Source organism: Streptomyces sp. HPF1205 (assembly GCF_020400825.1).
Classification (GTDB): Bacteria; Actinomycetota; Actinomycetes; order Streptomycetales; family Streptomycetaceae; genus Actinacidiphila.
The window spans coordinates 144679-160573 of record NZ_JAINVH010000007.1 but is presented as its reverse complement, the minus strand read 5'-3'; the positions used below and the strand labels follow the sequence as shown (position 1 = coordinate 160573).

General features: G+C 72.8%; 15 protein-coding genes. 2 read left to right on the top strand and 13 right to left on the bottom strand.

The window, feature by feature from the left end:
• Positions 1 to 4: 4 nt before the first annotated feature.
• From rplS to proS, 7 genes are all read right to left on the bottom strand, one after another.
• Positions 5 to 355: a 50S ribosomal protein L19 gene (rplS, locus tag K7G61_RS10690; RefSeq protein WP_225846481.1), complete on the bottom strand. Its 351-nt coding sequence runs from the start codon at positions 353 to 355 to the stop codon at positions 5 to 7.
• A 123-nt stretch (positions 356 to 478) separates the two neighbouring features.
• Positions 479 to 1300 carry a tRNA (guanosine(37)-N1)-methyltransferase TrmD gene (gene trmD / locus K7G61_RS10685; RefSeq protein ID WP_225846480.1) on the bottom strand — a complete coding sequence of 274 codons (822 nt, stop codon included), beginning with the start codon at positions 1298 to 1300 and terminating at the stop codon, positions 479 to 481.
• On the bottom strand, positions 1300 to 1905 hold the full coding sequence (rimM, locus tag K7G61_RS10680; RefSeq protein WP_225846479.1) for a ribosome maturation factor RimM: 606 nt from the start codon (positions 1903 to 1905) through the stop codon (positions 1300 to 1302). The genes trmD and rimM overlap by 1 nt, the downstream gene beginning before the upstream one ends.
• Before the next feature lie 104 nt (positions 1906 to 2009).
• On the bottom strand, positions 2010 to 2249 hold the full coding sequence (locus K7G61_RS10675) for an RNA-binding protein (protein WP_222963587.1): 240 nt from the start codon (positions 2247 to 2249) through the stop codon (positions 2010 to 2012).
• Between the two features lie 2 nt (positions 2250 to 2251).
• A complete protein-coding gene (gene rpsP, locus K7G61_RS10670) occupies positions 2252 to 2692 on the bottom strand; it encodes a 30S ribosomal protein S16 (protein WP_225846478.1) in 441 nt (146 codons plus the stop codon).
• Positions 2693 to 2983: 291 nt separating this feature from the next.
• On the bottom strand, positions 2984 to 3574 hold the full coding sequence (locus K7G61_RS10665) for a hypothetical protein (protein WP_225846477.1): 591 nt from the start codon (positions 3572 to 3574) through the stop codon (positions 2984 to 2986).
• Positions 3575 to 3812: 238 nt separating this feature from the next.
• Positions 3813 to 5225, bottom strand: a complete 1413-nt coding sequence (proS, locus tag K7G61_RS10660; RefSeq protein ID WP_225846476.1) for a proline--tRNA ligase — start codon at positions 5223 to 5225, stop codon at positions 3813 to 3815.
• 351 nt (positions 5226 to 5576) lie between these two features.
• Between proS and K7G61_RS10655 the strand changes: the two genes are divergently transcribed.
• Positions 5577 to 6404, top strand: coding sequence for a class I SAM-dependent methyltransferase (locus tag K7G61_RS10655; protein WP_225846475.1), 828 nt, complete (start codon positions 5577 to 5579; stop codon positions 6402 to 6404).
• Between the two features lie 42 nt (positions 6405 to 6446).
• Here the strand turns inward: K7G61_RS10655 and K7G61_RS10650 are convergent, their stop codons facing one another.
• From K7G61_RS10650 to K7G61_RS10625, 6 genes are all read right to left on the bottom strand, one after another.
• Positions 6447 to 6968, bottom strand: a complete 522-nt coding sequence (locus K7G61_RS10650; protein ID WP_225846474.1) for a GNAT family N-acetyltransferase — start codon at positions 6966 to 6968, stop codon at positions 6447 to 6449.
• A 134-nt stretch (positions 6969 to 7102) separates the two neighbouring features.
• Complete coding sequence (gene ffh / locus K7G61_RS10645) at positions 7103 to 8647, bottom strand: signal recognition particle protein (protein WP_225846473.1); 1545 nt, start codon at positions 8645 to 8647, stop codon at positions 7103 to 7105.
• 131 nt (positions 8648 to 8778) lie between these two features.
• Complete coding sequence (locus K7G61_RS10640) at positions 8779 to 11244, bottom strand: [protein-PII] uridylyltransferase (protein ID WP_225846472.1); 2466 nt, start codon at positions 11242 to 11244, stop codon at positions 8779 to 8781.
• A 121-nt stretch (positions 11245 to 11365) separates the two neighbouring features.
• Complete coding sequence (locus tag K7G61_RS10635) at positions 11366 to 11704, bottom strand: P-II family nitrogen regulator (protein WP_225846471.1); 339 nt, start codon at positions 11702 to 11704, stop codon at positions 11366 to 11368.
• On the bottom strand, positions 11701 to 13041 hold the full coding sequence (locus tag K7G61_RS10630) for an ammonium transporter (protein ID WP_225846470.1): 1341 nt from the start codon (positions 13039 to 13041) through the stop codon (positions 11701 to 11703). Before K7G61_RS10630 ends, K7G61_RS10635 begins: the two co-directional genes overlap by 4 nt.
• Positions 13042 to 13263: 222 nt before the next feature.
• Positions 13264 to 14613 (bottom strand): hypothetical protein, encoded by a 1350-nt coding sequence (locus K7G61_RS10625; protein ID WP_374204112.1) that lies wholly within the window; start codon positions 14611 to 14613, stop codon positions 13264 to 13266.
• A gap of 488 nt (positions 14614 to 15101) precedes the next feature.
• On the opposite strand from K7G61_RS10625, the gene K7G61_RS10620 reads away from it, so the two are divergent.
• A complete protein-coding gene (locus K7G61_RS10620) occupies positions 15102 to 15845 on the top strand; it encodes a bifunctional DNA primase/polymerase (protein ID WP_225846468.1) in 744 nt (247 codons plus the stop codon).
• The last annotated feature ends 50 nt before the right edge of the window (positions 15846 to 15895 follow it).

The following is a 15895-nucleotide window of genomic DNA, read 5'->3' as shown; positions in this document are numbered from 1 at the left end:
GTGCTCAGCTGTCGCGCTTCTCCTTGATCTTCGCCGCCTTGCCGCGCAGGTCGCGCAGGTAGTACAGCTTCGCGCGGCGCACGTCGCCGCGGGTGACGACCTCGATCTTCTCCACGATCGGGGTGTGCACCGGGAAGGTGCGCTCGACGCCGACCGAGAAGCTGACCTTGCGGACCGTGAAGGTCTCGCTCACGCCCGCGCCCTGGCGGCGGATCACGACGCCCTTGAACTGCTGCACACGGGAGCGGTTGCCCTCGATGACGCGCACGTGGACGTTGACGGTGTCGCCGGGCCGGAACGCCGGGATGTCGGTGCGCAGGGAGGCGCCGTTGAGGCTCTCGATCAGGTTGGTCATCGGTATCTGCTTCCTCGCCGATGCCACAGGTCATCGACGGAACGTCTCAGTGGGTGGGGCCCGGCCCCGGCGGGCGTCTTGTCCCCCTGTGGCAGGGGCGCGCGCCGGACAGGCAACAGCCGCTCATTCTGTCACGGCCTCGGGGTTCGGCCCAAATCGGCCGTCCGGTCCGGGCTGCCACCCCAGGATGCTGAGCATTTCGCGGTCCTTCTTGTCGAAGGCCGCGGGGTCGGCCCGCCGGATCAGGTCCGGCCGGTTGGCCACGGTGCGGCGCAGCGCCTCGTCCCGCCGCCAGCGCGCGATCCTGCCGTGGTGGCCGCTGAGCAGCACCTCGGGGATGCCGCGCCCCCGCCACCACGGCGGCTTGGTGTAGACGGGGCCCTCCAGCAGATCGGCCATCGGGCCGGGGGCGAACGAGTCGTCGGCGTGCGACTGCGCGTTGCCCAGCACGCCGGGCAGCAGCCGGGCGACCGCTTCGGTGATCACCAGGACCGCCGCCTCGCCGCCGGCCAGGACGTAGTCGCCGATGGAGACCTCCAGGACGGGCAGCCGGGTGGCGTACTCGGCGGTGACCCGGCTGTCGATGCCCTCGTAACGGGCCGGGGTGAACACCAGCCAGGGGCGGCGGGACAGCTCGACGGCCATGGCCTGGGTGAACGGCCGGCCGCTGGGGGTGGGGACGACGAGCAGGGGCTCGTGCGCGCCGGCCTCGTACCCGTCGGCGAGCGTCTCGTCGAGGGCCGCGCCCCACGGCCCGGTCATCATGACCATGCCCGGTCCGCCGCCGTAGGGCGTGTCGTCCACCGTGTTGTGCCGGTCGTACGCCCATCGCCGCAGGTCGTGGACGTGGACGCCGAGGCGCCCGGCCGCCCGGGCCTTGCCGACCAGCGAGACGTTCAGCGGCTCCAGGTACTCGGGGAAGATCGTGACGACGTCGATCCGCATCAGCCGGCGTCCTCGCCGGACGCGGAACCGGTCGCCGGAGAGGTCCCGCGGCCCTCCTCGGCGCCCTCCCCCGCCGCGCTCGCCGTCACCGCGTCGGCCTCGTCCAGCAGCCCGGGCGGCGGGTCGATCACCGCGCGCTGCGCGGCGAGGTCGATCTCGGGCACGATCTCGGAGACGAAGGGGATGAGCACCTCCCCGCCGCCGGTCCGCTCGACCACCAGCAGGTCCTGGTACGGCAGGTGGCTGATCTCGGTGATGCGGCCGATCTCGCGCCCGTCGGTGGTGACCACGTCCAGGTCGATGAGCTGGTGGTCGTAGAACTCCTCGGGGTCCTCCGGGGTCTCGTCCGGGTCGACCTCGGCGATCAGCAGGGTGTTGCGCAGCGCCTCGGCGCCGTTGCGGTCGTGGACGCCCTCGAAGCGCAGCATCAGGCGACCGCTGTGCACCCGCCCGGTCGCGATGGTCAGCGGGCCGGCCGAGGGGGGGTCGGTGGCCAGTACGGCGCCGGGCGCGAGCCGCAGCTCGGGCTCGTCGGTGCGCACCTCGACGCTGACCTCGCCCTTGATCCCATGGGCGCGGCCGATCCTGCCCACTACCAGTTGCACGTGACGCTCCTGCTCCCGTTCCTACGACGATACGGCGCGGGCCGGGAGCGGCGACGTCGGCTGACGTCCCGCTCCCGGCCCGCGCCGGTACTCCTGTCGGTGCCTCAGCGCACCTGGTCGACGTCCACGAGGTCCACGCGGACGCCGCGGCCGCCGAGGGCGCCCACGACGGTGCGCAGCGCGCGGGCCGTACGGCCGTTGCGGCCGATGACCTTGCCGAGGTCGTCGGGGTGCACCCGGACCTCCAGCACGCTGCCGCGGCGCAGGTTCCGCATGTCCACCTGCACATCGTCGGGGTTGTCGACGATGCCCTTCACGAGGTGCTCAAGGGCCTCCTCGAGCATGCTCAGGCCTCGGTGGACTCGGCCGGGGCGGCGGCCTCGGCGTCATCGGCCTTCTTGTCGGCCTTCTTCGCCTTGGGGGTGATGGCCTCACCCTTCGGCTCGCCCGCGGTGTCCTTGGCGGCCGCCTCGAACAGGGCGCGCTTGTCGGCCTTGGGCTCGGGCTGCTGCAGCGGGGCGGGGGCCGGCTCGCCCTTGTACTTCTGCCAGTCGCCGGTGAGCTTCAGGATGGCGAGCACGGGCTCGGTCGGCTGCGCGCCGACCGACAGCCAGTACTGCGCGCGGTCCGAGTCGACCTCGATGCGCGAGGGGTTCTGCACCGGGTGGTACAGGCCGATCTCCTCGATGGCCCGGCCGTCACGGCGGGTACGGGAGTCGGCGACGACGATGCGGTAGTGAGGCGAACGGATCTTGCCCAGACGCTTCAGCTTGATCTTGACTGCCACGGGAGTGGGTTCTCCTGGTGTTGACGTGGTTGGGCACGGCGAACAGCCACGTGGGGTTGTGGAGTCGGGTGCCCGACGGACGCGTCAGCCGAAGGAGAGAGGGTTCCTGCACGGCTGTCGAGTTCTCAGCTGACCATTCTGCCACACTCCCGGGCACGCTCAGGCCACCACGGCCCGGTCCCGACGGCCGCACGCATGCCCCGGCCGGCCCGGTCCCGACGGCCGCACGCACACCCCGGCAGCCACGGCCCGGTCCCGCCCGCCGCCCGCCGGCCCCCCTCCCCCTTGGCCTCAGGCCGCCCCGACGACCTCCGGGATGCGGAACGGCTGGCCGCACGCCCCGCACATGATCGGCGCCTGCGCGAGCACGGACGGGACGACGCGGACGTTGCGCCCGCAGTCGCAGACCGCCTTGACCCGCACGCCGCCGCCCGAGGAGCCGTGCCGCGCGGCCGGCCCGCGGAAGGAGCGCGCGGTGTCCTCGGTGGTGGCGACGGTGTGCGCCTTCAGGGCCCGCTGCAGCCGGTCGATGGTGCCCCGATATCGCTTGCGGGTGTCCGGCCGCATGACCACGAGCGAGAAGCCGCTGCTCGGGTGGGGCTCCTCGGCGTGGTCGAGGCCCAACTCGTCGGCGATCGCCAGGAATCTGCGGTTGTGGTAGCGGCCGGCGCGCGAGGTGTCCCGGATACCGCGGGCGGCGGCGATTCCGTGCACGGCCTCGTGCAGCAGCCTGTCGAAGGAGAGCTCGGTGCCGCAGGCGGACGAGGACTCTCCGATGAGGGACTCGGGCGCGGCCAGGTCGGGCAGCTCGGGGTGGTGCCGTTGAATGTCGGCCCAGGCGACTGCCAGCTCGGCGGCGAGAACAGGTGGTGTCGTGCTCACGCCGTAACAACGACCAGGGTGGGCCCGGTGTTCCGATTTAGGGCTAGCGCAATTAATTTGCACTGATCGGTCAGTTCCGGATGATGGCGGGTGATGGGGATGATGCGCGTAGACCGCACGGACAAGGGCGGGTGCGGAGGTCAGTGATGAACTCGCGCACCCGCCCCAAGCGAGGACGTACGGCGTATTCCGCACGATGTCCGTGCGGTCGATTTCGGTCAGCGGACGCCGCGGCGGCTCAGTAGGCCCTCGCCACGATGGCCAGGGTTCCCGGCGCGTCGTCCCGCGTCGGCACCGAACCGTCCTCACCCACCAGACACCGTACCGAAACACCCTGTTGCGCGAGGGCGTCCTCGCCGTCGACACCGAGGGTCGCCCAGGGGATGCGGGCCCAGCCGGTGGCGGCCGCCTCGGCGGCCTCCTCGACGGTCGTGACGTCCACCGTTCGCGACAGCCGGCGCTCGCGGGACTCCTGCAGCAGCCGCGCCTGGTCCTCCTCCAGCGCCTTCGGCAGCATCGCCTCCAAGGCGTCGAGCGCGACCGGCTCCTTGCCCCCCGGGATGCGCCGGGCCACCATCGCGGTGCCCTGCTCCAGGTCGCGCGGGCCGACCTCGACCCGCAGCGGCACGCCCTTGAGCTCCCAGTCGACCGCGCGGCGCCCGAACGGCGTGTCCGTACGGTCGTCCACCACCACCCGCAGCCCCGCCTCGCGCAGCCGCTCGCCGATCTCGCGCACCTTGGCGACCACGGCGTCGTCGTCCTTGATCGCCAGCACGACGACCTGGACGTGGGCGAGCCGCGGCGGCACCCGCAGCCCGTTGTCGTCGCCGTGCATCATCACCAGGGCGCCGATCATGCGGGTGGTGCTGCCCCAGGAGGTCTGCCAGACGTACTCCTGGTTGCCGTCCTTGGACAGGTACTGGGTGTGGAACGCCTTGGCGAAGTTCTGGCCCAGCTCGTGGCTGGTGCCCATCTGCAGTGCCTTGCCGTCGCCCATCATGCCCTCCAGGGTGAGGGTGTTGATGGCGCCGGCGAACCGCTCCTTGACCGTCTTGCGGCCGAGCACCACGTCCATGGCCAGCACGTTCTCCATGAAGTCGCCGTATACGTCGCGCTGGATGCGGGCGGCGAAGTCGCGGGCGTCCTCCTGGGTGGCGTGCGCGGTGTGCCCCTCCTGCCACAGGAACTCCGAGGTGCGCAGGAACAGCCGCGGCCGCAGCTCCCACCGGACCACGTTCGCCCACTGGTTGATCAGCAGCGGCAGGTCGCGGTAGCTCTGCACCCACTTGGAGAAGTACTCGTTGATGATCGTCTCGGAGGTGGGACGTACGACGACCGGCTCCTCCAGCTCCTTGCCGCCGCCATGGGTGACGACGGCGAGCTCGGGCGCGAAGCCCTCCACGTGCTCGGCTTCCCTGGTCAGGTACGCCTGCGGGATGAACAGCGGGAAGTACGCGTTCTGCGCGCCGGCCGCCTTGATCCGCGCGTCCATGTCGGCCTGCATGCGCTCCCACAGACCGTACCCATAGGGGCGGATGACCATGGTTCCGCGCACCGGGCCGTTGTCGGCGAGCTCGGCCTTGTTGATGAGGTCCTGGTACCAGCGCGGGAAGTCGTCCGCCCGAGGCGTGAGAATGGGAGCCTTTGCCATGGAGGCGATGGTACGGCCCGCCGTGCCCCGAGCGTGAATCGGCGGCCGGCCGCGAGACGGAGGCGCCTGTCCCCCGCCCGTCCCCGGAAGTTAACAAAGACGGTGCTTCAGGCCCCTGGACGGAGCGGCGATTCAGCAGTTGTCTGGCTTTCGGGACGAGTGCGGCGAGTGCGGCGGGAACGACCGCTGTCACGGGTTCGCCGCGCGCTCGTCCGGCGACAGTGGGTGACCGGGCGGCCACGGGGAATCGCGCGGCCACCGCGACGACGACCGGTGGGGGAACGACCGACCGCAGGGGGGACGGCAGACCACGGGCAAGCGACCGGCACGACGCGGCTGATTGGGGCTTCCATGACACCTGTGCTCTATCGCGGACACCGGCCCGACGCGGAGGACAGGGCGCGGGACTGGGCGGAGATCCAGGAACGCATGCTCGTTCCGCTCTACGAGGCCGTCTACGAGCGGCTGGAGGTGGGCGCCGGCAGCCGGATCCTCGGCCTGGGCTGCGGCTCCGGCCTGGCGCTGCTGCTGGCGGCGTCCAGGGGCGCGGCCGTCACCGGCTGCGACCTCGACGCCAGGCGGCTGTCGCTGGCCCGGCAGCGGCTGCTGCCCGAGCCGAACCGGGGCGTCCGGCACGCGGGCCCGGCCCGTACCAGACTGCTCCGCGGCACCGCGCAGACCCTGGGCGACGACCTCGGGTACGGCGGCTACGACCTCGTCACGGCCTTCGACCCGGCGATGCCCGCCGGTGAAGTGCGGCCCGCGCTGGCCGCGGTGGCGGACTGGGCGCCGCGCGGCACCGCCGTCGTGCTGGCCGGCTGGGGGCCGCCCGAACGCTGCGCCACCTCCCGCGTGGTGCGGTCGGTGACCCGGCGCGCCGAGCCGGGCGCGGCCGCCTTCGTGGGGCGGCTCGGCGGCCGCGACGAGCTGGAGGACATGGTCCGCTCCGCGGGTCTGCGTCCCGACGGCTCGGGCCGCGTCTCCTGCCCGTTCGGCTACTGCGACGCCTCCAGCGCGGTGCGCGGCCTGCTGTCCACCGGCCTGTTCGACGCGGCCGTCGAGGCGAGCGACCGGCAGCAGGTCGAGAAGGAGATCACCGAGGCCCTGCACCCCTACCGGCGAGGCGACGGCACGGTCCGCATGGACAACGTCTTCCGCTACGTGGTCGCCCGCACCTGACCCGCCGCGCCCTCGCCACCCCCGCCGGCCCCGGCGTCCGCGCTACCCGGTCAGGCCCGGCCACTCCTCGGCGGTGAGGGCGAAGCGCTCGTGGTCCCGCCAGGCGTCGTTGAGGTACAGCATGCGCGGGGAGAAGCCCTCGTGGCGGAAGCCGAGGCGCTTGGCCATGGCGATGGAACGGCTGTTGTCCGGCTGGACGTTGATCTCCAGCCGGTGCAGCCCCAGGCCGTCGGGACGGGTGGTGAAGCAGCGGTCGACGATCAGCCGCATGCCCTCGCTCATCCGGCCGGTCCCGTTGTACGGCAGGTAGCTGTCGTAGCCGAGGGTGGCGTTGCGGAAGCGGGCGAGCACGATGTTGGCGACGTTGCACTTGCCGACCAGGCCGCCGTCCTCCTCGTTGATGATCAGGAAGGTCCGCAACTGGGGGCCCTGCTGCCGGAGCAGTTCGTGGAAGCCGTCGGGGTCCACCGGATTCCACGGGCTCAGGTGGGCGGCCGATCGGAGCACCGCCGCGCGGTGGGCGTCGGCGTCACTGGGTCGGGGTTCGCGGATCGTCACTCGCATGGACCCATTGTCGTGGACGGAGGACGCGCCCGTCGGCCCGTCCTCCGTAACCACCCGCCGGCCCGCCCGACCCGCATCCTTTGTCGCGGGCGCGCCCAGGTGCCGAGCGCACCCGGGCCGCGCCTGCGCGGTGCCTACTTCGGCGGCAGGAAGTCCTTGAACTCCGCGGGCAGTTCGAAGTCCTCGGGCACGGCGCCGCCGCCGAAGGCGCTGCCCGCCCGCTCCTCGCGGCGCGCGGCGGCCTCCTGCTCCTCCTGGAGGCGCTTCATCGGGTTGCCGCTGCGCCGCGACCCCTTGCCCTTCTTCTGCTGCTTCTTCTGCCGGCCGGGGCCGCCGCCCATGCCCGGGATCCCCGGCATACCGGGCATCCCGCCGCCCTGGGCCATCCGCGACATCATCTTGCGGGCGTCGAAGAACCGCTCCACGAGCGACTTCACCGCACTGACCTCGACCCCGGAGCCCTTGGCGATACGCGCCCGGCGCGAGCCGTTGATGATGTGCGGATCGGCCCGCTCGGCGGGCGTCATCGACTTGATGATCGCGGCCGTGCGATCCACGTCCCGCTCGTCGAGGTTGTTGATCTGGTCCCTGATCTGCCCCATCCCCGGCAGCATCCCGAGCAGCTTGGAGATCGAGCCCATCTTGCGGACCTGCTCCATCTGCGCCAGGAAGTCGTCGAGGGTGAACTCCTTGGGGCCCTTGGCCAGCTTGGCCGCCATCTTCTCGGCCTCGGCCTGCGAGAAGGTCTGCTCGGCCTTCTCGATGAGCGAGAGCATGTCGCCCATGCCGAGGATCCGGGAGGCCATCCGGTCCGGGTGGAAGGCGTCGAAGTCGTCGAGCTTCTCGCCGTTCGACGCGAACATGATCTGCTTGCCGGTGACGTGCGCGATCGACAGGGCGGCGCCGCCGCGCGCGTCGCCGTCCAGCTTGGACAGCACCACGCCGTCGAAGCCGACGCCGTCGCGGAACGCCTCCGCGGTGTTGACCGCGTCCTGGCCGATCATGGCGTCGACCACGAAGAGGATCTCGTTCGGGCGGACCGCGTCCCGGATGTCGGCGGCCTGCTGCATCATCTCCTGGTCGACGCCCAGGCGGCCGGCGGTGTCGATCACGACGATGTCGTACTGGCGGGACGTGGCGTACTCGATCGAGTCCCGTGCGACCTTCACCGGGTCGCCCACGCCGTTGCCCGGCTCGGGCGCGTAGACCGCGACGCCCGCGCGCTCGGCGACCACGCTGAGCTGGTTGACGGCGTTGGGGCGCTGGAGGTCGCAGGCGACCAGCAGCGGGGTGTGGCCCTGCTGCTGCAGCCAGCGGCCGAGCTTGCCGGCCAGCGTCGTCTTGCCGGCGCCCTGGAGGCCGGCGAGCATGATCACGGTCGGCGGCTGCTTGGCGAAGCGCAGACGGCGGGTCTCCCCGCCGAGGATGGCGACGAGCTCCTGGTTGACGATCTTGACGACCTGCTGCGCCGGGTTCAGCGCCTTGGACACCTCGGTGCCCAGCGACCGCTGCTTGATGTTGGCGATGAAGGCACGCACGACCGGCAGGGCCACGTCCGCTTCGAGCAGCGCGATGCGGATCTCGCGCGCCGTGGCGTCGATGTCCGCCTCAGTGAGACGCCCTTTGCCCCGGAGTCCTTTGAAGGTGTTCGCGAGGCGATCAGACAGAGTGTCGAACACGGTGGTCGCAGATCCTTGCGGTCGGGGGCGGGGGCAATCGTCCTCCAGGGTATCCGGACGCGGCACGAAGGCGCCCTCGCCCACCGGATACACGACGGACGAGGGCGGGATCGCATCCGGCGGGCGCCTTGTCAGCGCAGCCGCGCCTCCACCTGTCTCGCCACTTCCTGGGCGTGGGGGTCGGGCAGCGGGCTGCCGTCCTTGCCGACGACGTAGAAGGCGTCGACGGCGTTGGCACCCAGGGTGGAGATGCGGGCGGAGCGGATGGTGACCGATGTCGCGCCCAGGGCGAGGCCGATGCGGTGGAGCAGGCCGGGGGCGTCGTGGGCGCGGACCTCCAGGACCGTGGCGGACTGGGAGGTGCCCGCGGGGGCGACGGTGACGCGCGGTGGGGGCGGGGCGATGCCGCGCCGCCTGGGATACGCGGCCTCGCGCTCGGCGAGCCGGCTCTCGATGTCCAGGGTGCCCTCGAAGGCGCGGGCCAGGTCGGCGCGCAGCCGGGCGGCCTCCGGCAGGGCTCCGTACTCCGCCGAGACGCGCCAGTTGAGCAGCGCGACAGGGCCCTCGCCGATCGGGTCGACGGAGCGCAGGTCGGCGGCCCGCACGGTGAGCCGGTGCAGGGCCAGGACCCCGGCGGCCAGGGCGACCAGGCCGGGCCGGTCGGGCACGGCTACCAGCAGCTCCACACCGAGCGTCTCGGTGCGGTCCTCGCCCTCGGCGTCGGGTTCGCTGTGCGCGTGCAGCGCCAGCACGGGACCGCCGGTGCGGGCCGCCTCGATGGCCAGCCGCTCCTCCTCCGTGGTGGGCTCGCGGTCGGTGGTGACGGGCAGGGCGCCGGTGTCGAGGGCGCCGGCGACGCGCTCGACCAGGTCGGCGAGCAGGGACGCGCGCCAGGTGCTCCAGGCGGCGGGCCCGGTGGCCAGGGCGTCGGCCTCGGTGAGGGCGGCCAGCAGCTCCAGCGTGCAGGTGTCCCGTACGGTCTCGGCGACGGCGCGCACCGTCTCCGGGTCGTCCAGGTCGCGGCGGGTGGCGGTGTCGATCAGCAGCAGGTGGTGGCGGACCAGCAGGGCGAGGGTGTCGGCGTCGGCGGGGCCGAAGCCGATGCGGGCGGCCATGTCGCGGGCGATTGTCTGCCCGGCCTCGCTGTGGTCGCCGGGCCAGCCCTTGCCGATGTCGTGCAGCAGGGCCGCGGTCAGCAGCAGGTCGGGGCGGCCGACCCGGCGGGTGAGCCCGGCGGCCTGGACGGCGGTCTCCACCAGGTGGCGGTCGACGGTGAAGCGGTGCACGGCGTTGCGCTGCGGGCGGCAGCGGACCCGCTCCCAGTCCGGCAGGAGCCGGGTGACCAGGCCCTCGGCCTCCAGCGCCTCCCACACCGGCACGGTGGGCTCGCCGGCGCCGAGCAGGGTCAGGAGCTGCTCGCGGGCCTCGGCGGGCCACGGCACCGGCAGCGGCGCGGCGGTCGCGGCCAGGCGGCGCACCGCGTGGATGGACAGCGGCAGCCCGGCCTGCGCCGCGGCGGCCGCGGCCCGCAGCGGCAGTACGGGGTCGCGTTCCGGCTTGGCGGCCAGCGCCAGGACGGCCTCGCCCTCCTGCTCCACGACGCCTTCGGCCAGCGGCACCCGCTCGGGGGTCCGATCGGCCGCCGCGGAGGCGCGGCCGCGGCCGAGGATGCCGCGGCGGCGGGGCCGGGACTCGCGGGCGCGCAGCACCCGGGCGACCTCGCGCCAGGTGACGTCGGCCGCGTAGGCGATGCGGCGGGCGGCCTCGTAGACCTGGCGGAGCAGGGCGTCGGCGTCCAGCAGGCCGAGTTCGGCGGCGACCTGGTCCTGCTCCTGGAGGGCGAGCCGGTCGGTGGCGCGCCCGGTGACCAGGTGGAGGGCGTCGCGGGCGTCCAGCAGGCGGGTGCGGGCGTCCTCCAGGCCCTCGCGGGGTGCGTCGGCGAGCCAGGAGGCGGCGACCGCGCGCAGGGCGGTCGCGTCGCGCAGGCCGCCGCGGGCCTCCTTGAGGTCGGGTTCGAGGAGGTAGGACAGCTCGCCCTGGCGTTCCGCGCGTTCCTGGCACATCTCGCGCAGGGCGGGCAGCCGCCCGGGCGCCTGGTTGCGCCAGTCGGCGAGGACGGCGCTGCGCAGCCCCGAGGTGAGGGCGGGATCGCCGGCGATGTGCCGGGCGTCCAGCAGGCCGAGCTGGACCTTGAGGTCCTCGGCGGCGGCCTTGCGGGTCTCGGCGGCGGTGCGGACGGAGTGGTCGAGGGCGACGCCCAGGTCCCACACCGGGTACCAGATGCGGTCGGCGAGGGCGGCGACCGAGTCGCCCGGCTCGTGGAGGAGCAGCAGGTCGAGGTCGCTGCGCGGGGAGAGCTCGCCGCGGCCGTAGCCGCCGACCGCGACGAGGGCGAAGCCTCCCCCACGGCCTGCGGCGTGGGAGGTGCCCCCCATGCCGGTGGCCTCGGCGGCCTCGGCCGCCAAGGAGGCGAGCCAGCGGTCGGTGAGGGAGGCCAGCGCGGCGCGGCGCGGCGGCCCGGCCTGCGCCTCCTGGGTGAGGAGGCGCAGGCGGGCCGCCGCGTATCCGCCGTCCGGCGCTTCGACGCTTTCGGTCACTCGTTCTCCAGCGGTCGGTGAGGTCGGGGGCCGGCGGCGGGCCGCGGTGGCGGCGGACGCCGGGCCCCGGCCGTGGTCTCGGCCGGGGCCCGGCTGCGGGCCTCGGCTGCGGCCTGGGACGTCAGAGCGCGTCCGGTCCGCGCTCTCCGGTGCGGACCCGTACGGCGGTGTCGACCGGGAGGCTCCACACCTTGCCGTCTCCGATCTTGCCGGTTCTGGCCGCCTTGACCACGACCTCTATGAGGTCGTCGGCGTCCGCGTCCTCGACGAGGACCTCGATGCGGATCTTGGGCACGAGGTCGACGGTGTACTCCGCGCCCCGGTAGACCTCCGTGTGGCCGCGCTGCCGGCCGTACCCGCTGGCCTCGGTGACGGTCAGGCCGTGCACGCCGAACGCCTGGAGGGCTTCCTTGATCTCGTCGAGCCGGTGCGGCTTGACGACCGCGGTGATGAGCTTCACGCGTCCACCTTCTTACTGGCGGTGCCCGCCTCGTTGATGCCGCCGGCCGGGAGGATGCCGTGGCTGCCGCCGGCGACACCGGCGAAGTCGTACGCGGTCTCGGCGTGCAGCACCTGGTCGACGCCGGTGATCTCCTCGTCCTCGGTGACGCGGAAGCCCATGACCATGTCGATCAGCTTGGCGAGGACGGCCGCGCACACCAGCGAGTAGCCCAGGACCGAGCCGACGCCGATGAACTGCAGGCCGAGCTGGTGCCAGCCGCCGCCGTAGAAGACGCCCTTGGCGGTCTGGCCGACGCCGCCGGTGGCCAGGAAGCCGATGGACAGCGAGCCGACGATGCCGCCGACCATGTGGACGCCGACCACGTCGAGGGAGTCGTCGTAGTTGAAGCGGTACTTCAGGCCGACGGCGGCGGCGCAGATGGCGCCGGTGACCAGGCCGAGCAGGATGGCGCCGAGCGGGGAGACCGAGCCGCAGGCCGGGGTGATGGCGACCAGGCCGGAGACCGCGCCGGAGGCGGCGCCGAGGGTGGTGAAGGAGCCGTGGCGCAGGCGCTCGTAGACCAGCCAGCCGATCATGGCGGCGGCGGTGGCCACCTGGGTGTTGGTGAAGGCGACCGCGGCGACGCCGTCGGAGCCGAGCCAGGAGCCCGCGTTGAAGCCGAACCAGCCGAACCACAGCAGACCGCAGCCGAGCATCACCAGCGGCAGGTTGTGCGGGCGCATCGGGTCGCGCTTGAAGCCGTGCCGCTTGCCGATGACGAGGATGACGCCGAGGGCCGCGGCGCCCGCGTTGATGTGCACCGCGGTACCGCCGGCGAAGTCGATGACGCCCTTCTTGAACAGCCAGCCGTCGGACGCCCACACCCAGTGCGCCACCGGGAAGTACACGATCGTCGCCCACAGCGTGATGAACAGCGACCAGGCGGTGAATTTGACGCGGTCCGCGAGGGCGCCGCTGATCAGGGCCGGGGTGATGATCGCGAACATGAGTTGGAACACGGCGAATACGTAGACCGGAATGCCGTATCCGGGCCACAGTTCGGTGATCCCTATGTGGCGCATGCCGAACCAGTGCGTTCCGCCCATGAATCCGGTGCCGGAGCCGAAGGCCAGGCTGAAGCCGTAGAGCGTCCACAGAATGCTGACGATCCCCAGGCTGATGAAACTCATCATCAGCATGTTCAGGGCGCTCTTCACACGCACCATGCCCCCGTAGAAGAAGGCGAGACCAGGGGTCATCACCATCACGAGAGCGGCGCTGATCAGCATGAACGCCGTACTTCCAGTGTCGAGCTTGGGCGCATCCGCGGCCAGCGTCATGATGGCTGGTGCCATCGGCGTCTCCTCTGTCATCCGGACGGCCCGTGCGGGCGGAGCAGGTGTGGGCCGGTTTTCGCCACGAGATTGGCTCAGCCGGGTTTCGGTCGATGCCGCACCGTGTTTCGCCGCCGTGACGAAGAAGTCGCGGATGTTACGCGGAGATGAACCGCTCCCCGGTTCGGTGAAGGATGTATACGGGTGGGGTGCGGGTCGCTTCGGCGGATTCCGCTTCGGGCGTCAGGCGGACTCGGCGACTTCCGGCAGTTCGACCGCCAGCCGGTCCGCGAGAGCCGCGACCTCGGGTACGTCGCCGAAATCGCGGACCGCGCTGTCGGTGGTCCTGCGGATGCGGGTGTTGACCCGCTCGGACCGTATCCGCTTGGCGACGCTCAGGGCGTGGCCGGTGAAGTGCGCGGCCTGCTCCGGTTGGTCCATCAGCAGGTGGACGGTGCCCATGCCGACCAGGTTCAGCGCGTAGGCGCGCTGGTGGACCGGGTCGTCGGCGAAGCCGCTGACGGCGAGCTCCATCTCGGGGTGGGCGAGGGAGGCGTACGTGGGGCTGCGGCCGGCGACGTAGGCGAGGTCGCGGTAGGAGTGCGCGTTCTCGGCGTGGAGCTCGGCCTCGGTGAAGAAGGCGATCCAGGCGGGGTCCTCGGCGGGCCGGGAGTCGCCGAAGGCGTCCTCGGCCATCCGGACCGCGCGGTGGCACTTGTTGACCTGGCCCAGGGCGGCGTACGCCCGGGCCTCCAGCGCGTACAGCATCGACTGGGTGGTGGCGGTGGCCGAATCGCGGCTGCCGTACTGGGCGAGGTGGATGAGCTCCAGGGCGTCGTCGGGCCGGTCGAGGTGGATCATCTGGCGGCTCATGGAGGACAGCACGAAGGCGCCGAGCGGGCGGTCGCCGGCCTCCTTGGCCGCGTGCAGGGCCAGCACCAGGTACTTCTGGGCGGTGGGCTGCATGCCCACGTCGTAGCTCATCCAGCCGGCCAGGGCGGCGAGGTCGGCGGTGATGCGGAACAGCCGCCGGGCGGTGCGCTCGGGGTGGGGCTCCTGGAGCAGGTCGGTGACCTCGTGGAGCTGGCCGACGACCGCTTTGCGGCGCAGGCCGCCGCCGCACTGGTTGTCCCACTCGCGGAACATCACGGCGGTGGACTCCAGCAGGTCCAGTTCCTGGCCGGACAGGCGGCTGGGCCGCCCGGCGTCCCGGTCCGCGGCGGCCGGCACGGCCGGCGGCAGGACGGCTCCGGCGGTGGGCACCAGCCAGCGCTGCATCGGCTCGACCAGCGCGGGGCCGGCGGACAGCGCGAGGGAGGCGCCGAGGAAGCCCCTGCGGCCGAGCATCAGGTCGCTGCGGGAGAACTCGTTGATCAGCTGGACCGTCTGCGGGCCGGCCCACGGCAGGTCGACGTCGCCGCCCGCGGGGGGCTGCCGGCCGCTGCGCAGGCCGAGGTCCTCCACGGGGACCACGCAGCCGAAGCGCTCGGAGAACAGCTCGGACAGGATGCGCGGGATGGGCTCGCGGGGCTGCTCGCCGTCGAGCCAGCGGCGCACCCGGGAGGTGTCCGTGCTCACGTGGTGGGCGCCCATCTGGCGGGCGCGCCGGTTCACCTGGCGTGCCAGCTCGCCCTTCGACCAGCCGCTGCGCACGAACCACGAACTCAGCTGTGCGTTGGGCTGCTTCTCGGCTGCGGCGCCCACGTCAAGCCCCCATCCCGCTGTGTCGAACCCTTCAATACCAGGGTCCGCTGGGTCCTGTCGTCCGTATCGCCGGATCGGTGGCGGCAGGCTGACGCGGTGCCGCCGGTGGGGCCCGGGCGGTGGGGGGTACGGACGGGTGCGGTGCGCGCATCACCCGCGGCCGGGCCCGGAGGGCATGCCGGACACAGCCGTTGGCTCACGCACCGAACGTAATCCCATGGTTACCCATCCGGTGACCGTCCGCGCGGAAACGCCACCATTCGCCACCCCTTTGGATGAACTCCACTCGCGCAACAGACGATTCACTTGACACATGGCGGTTGGGCGAGGTCAGGCGGGTGCGTAACCATCGGCGACGGCGCCGCGTTGGAGGAGTCATGGTCTTCACGGTCTTCATGAGCGGCGGCACGCGGGACATCACGCGGGAATTGCGGCGGCAGCGGACCGGGGCGCGCAATGCCGCACGGGTAGCGGCGCTTACCGGTGTGCGGACGGGCGCGCGGCGCCGCACACAGGCCGCTGTGTGCACCTGTGTCGCGGAGTACACCGCGCGGTGCGGCTGGGCGGTGGCGCCCGGGGCACGCGCGTCGAGGGGCGGCGGCGCGTGCTCCTGCGGCGACGCGGGCTGCGCGGCGCCCGGCGCCCATCCGCTGCCCTTCGCCGACGAGGTCCCGGCCGGAGCGGACTTCGAGCAGGCGGCGCGGGCGTGGGCCGAGGTGCCCGGGGCCTCGGTGCTGCTGCCCGCCGGACGGTCGTTCGACGTGCTCGACGTCCCCGAGGCGCCGGGCCGGCGGGCGCTGGTCCGGCTGGAGCGGATGGGGCTGCACCTCGGGCCCGTCCTGCTGACCCCCGACGGGCGCGCGCAGTTCTTCGTCGCGCCGGGCGCGGCCGCGGAGCTGCCGCACCTGCTGTACCGGATGGGCTGGGACGACGCCCTGCTGGACCTGCGCTGCCTCGGCCCCGGGGACCACGTCACCGCTCCCCCGTCGGACCGCGGCGGCCTCGGCCCGGTCCGCTGGCTGCGCGAGCCGCGGCCCGAGGCCGCCCCGCAGCCTCCGGAGGCCAGGCTGCTCCTGGGAACGCTCGCCTACGCCTGCCACCGGGGCAGGGCGTACGCGTGACGGCGTACCCGCCGCCTTGGCGCACGTAAGGGGCGCCCGCTGTGCCGGGC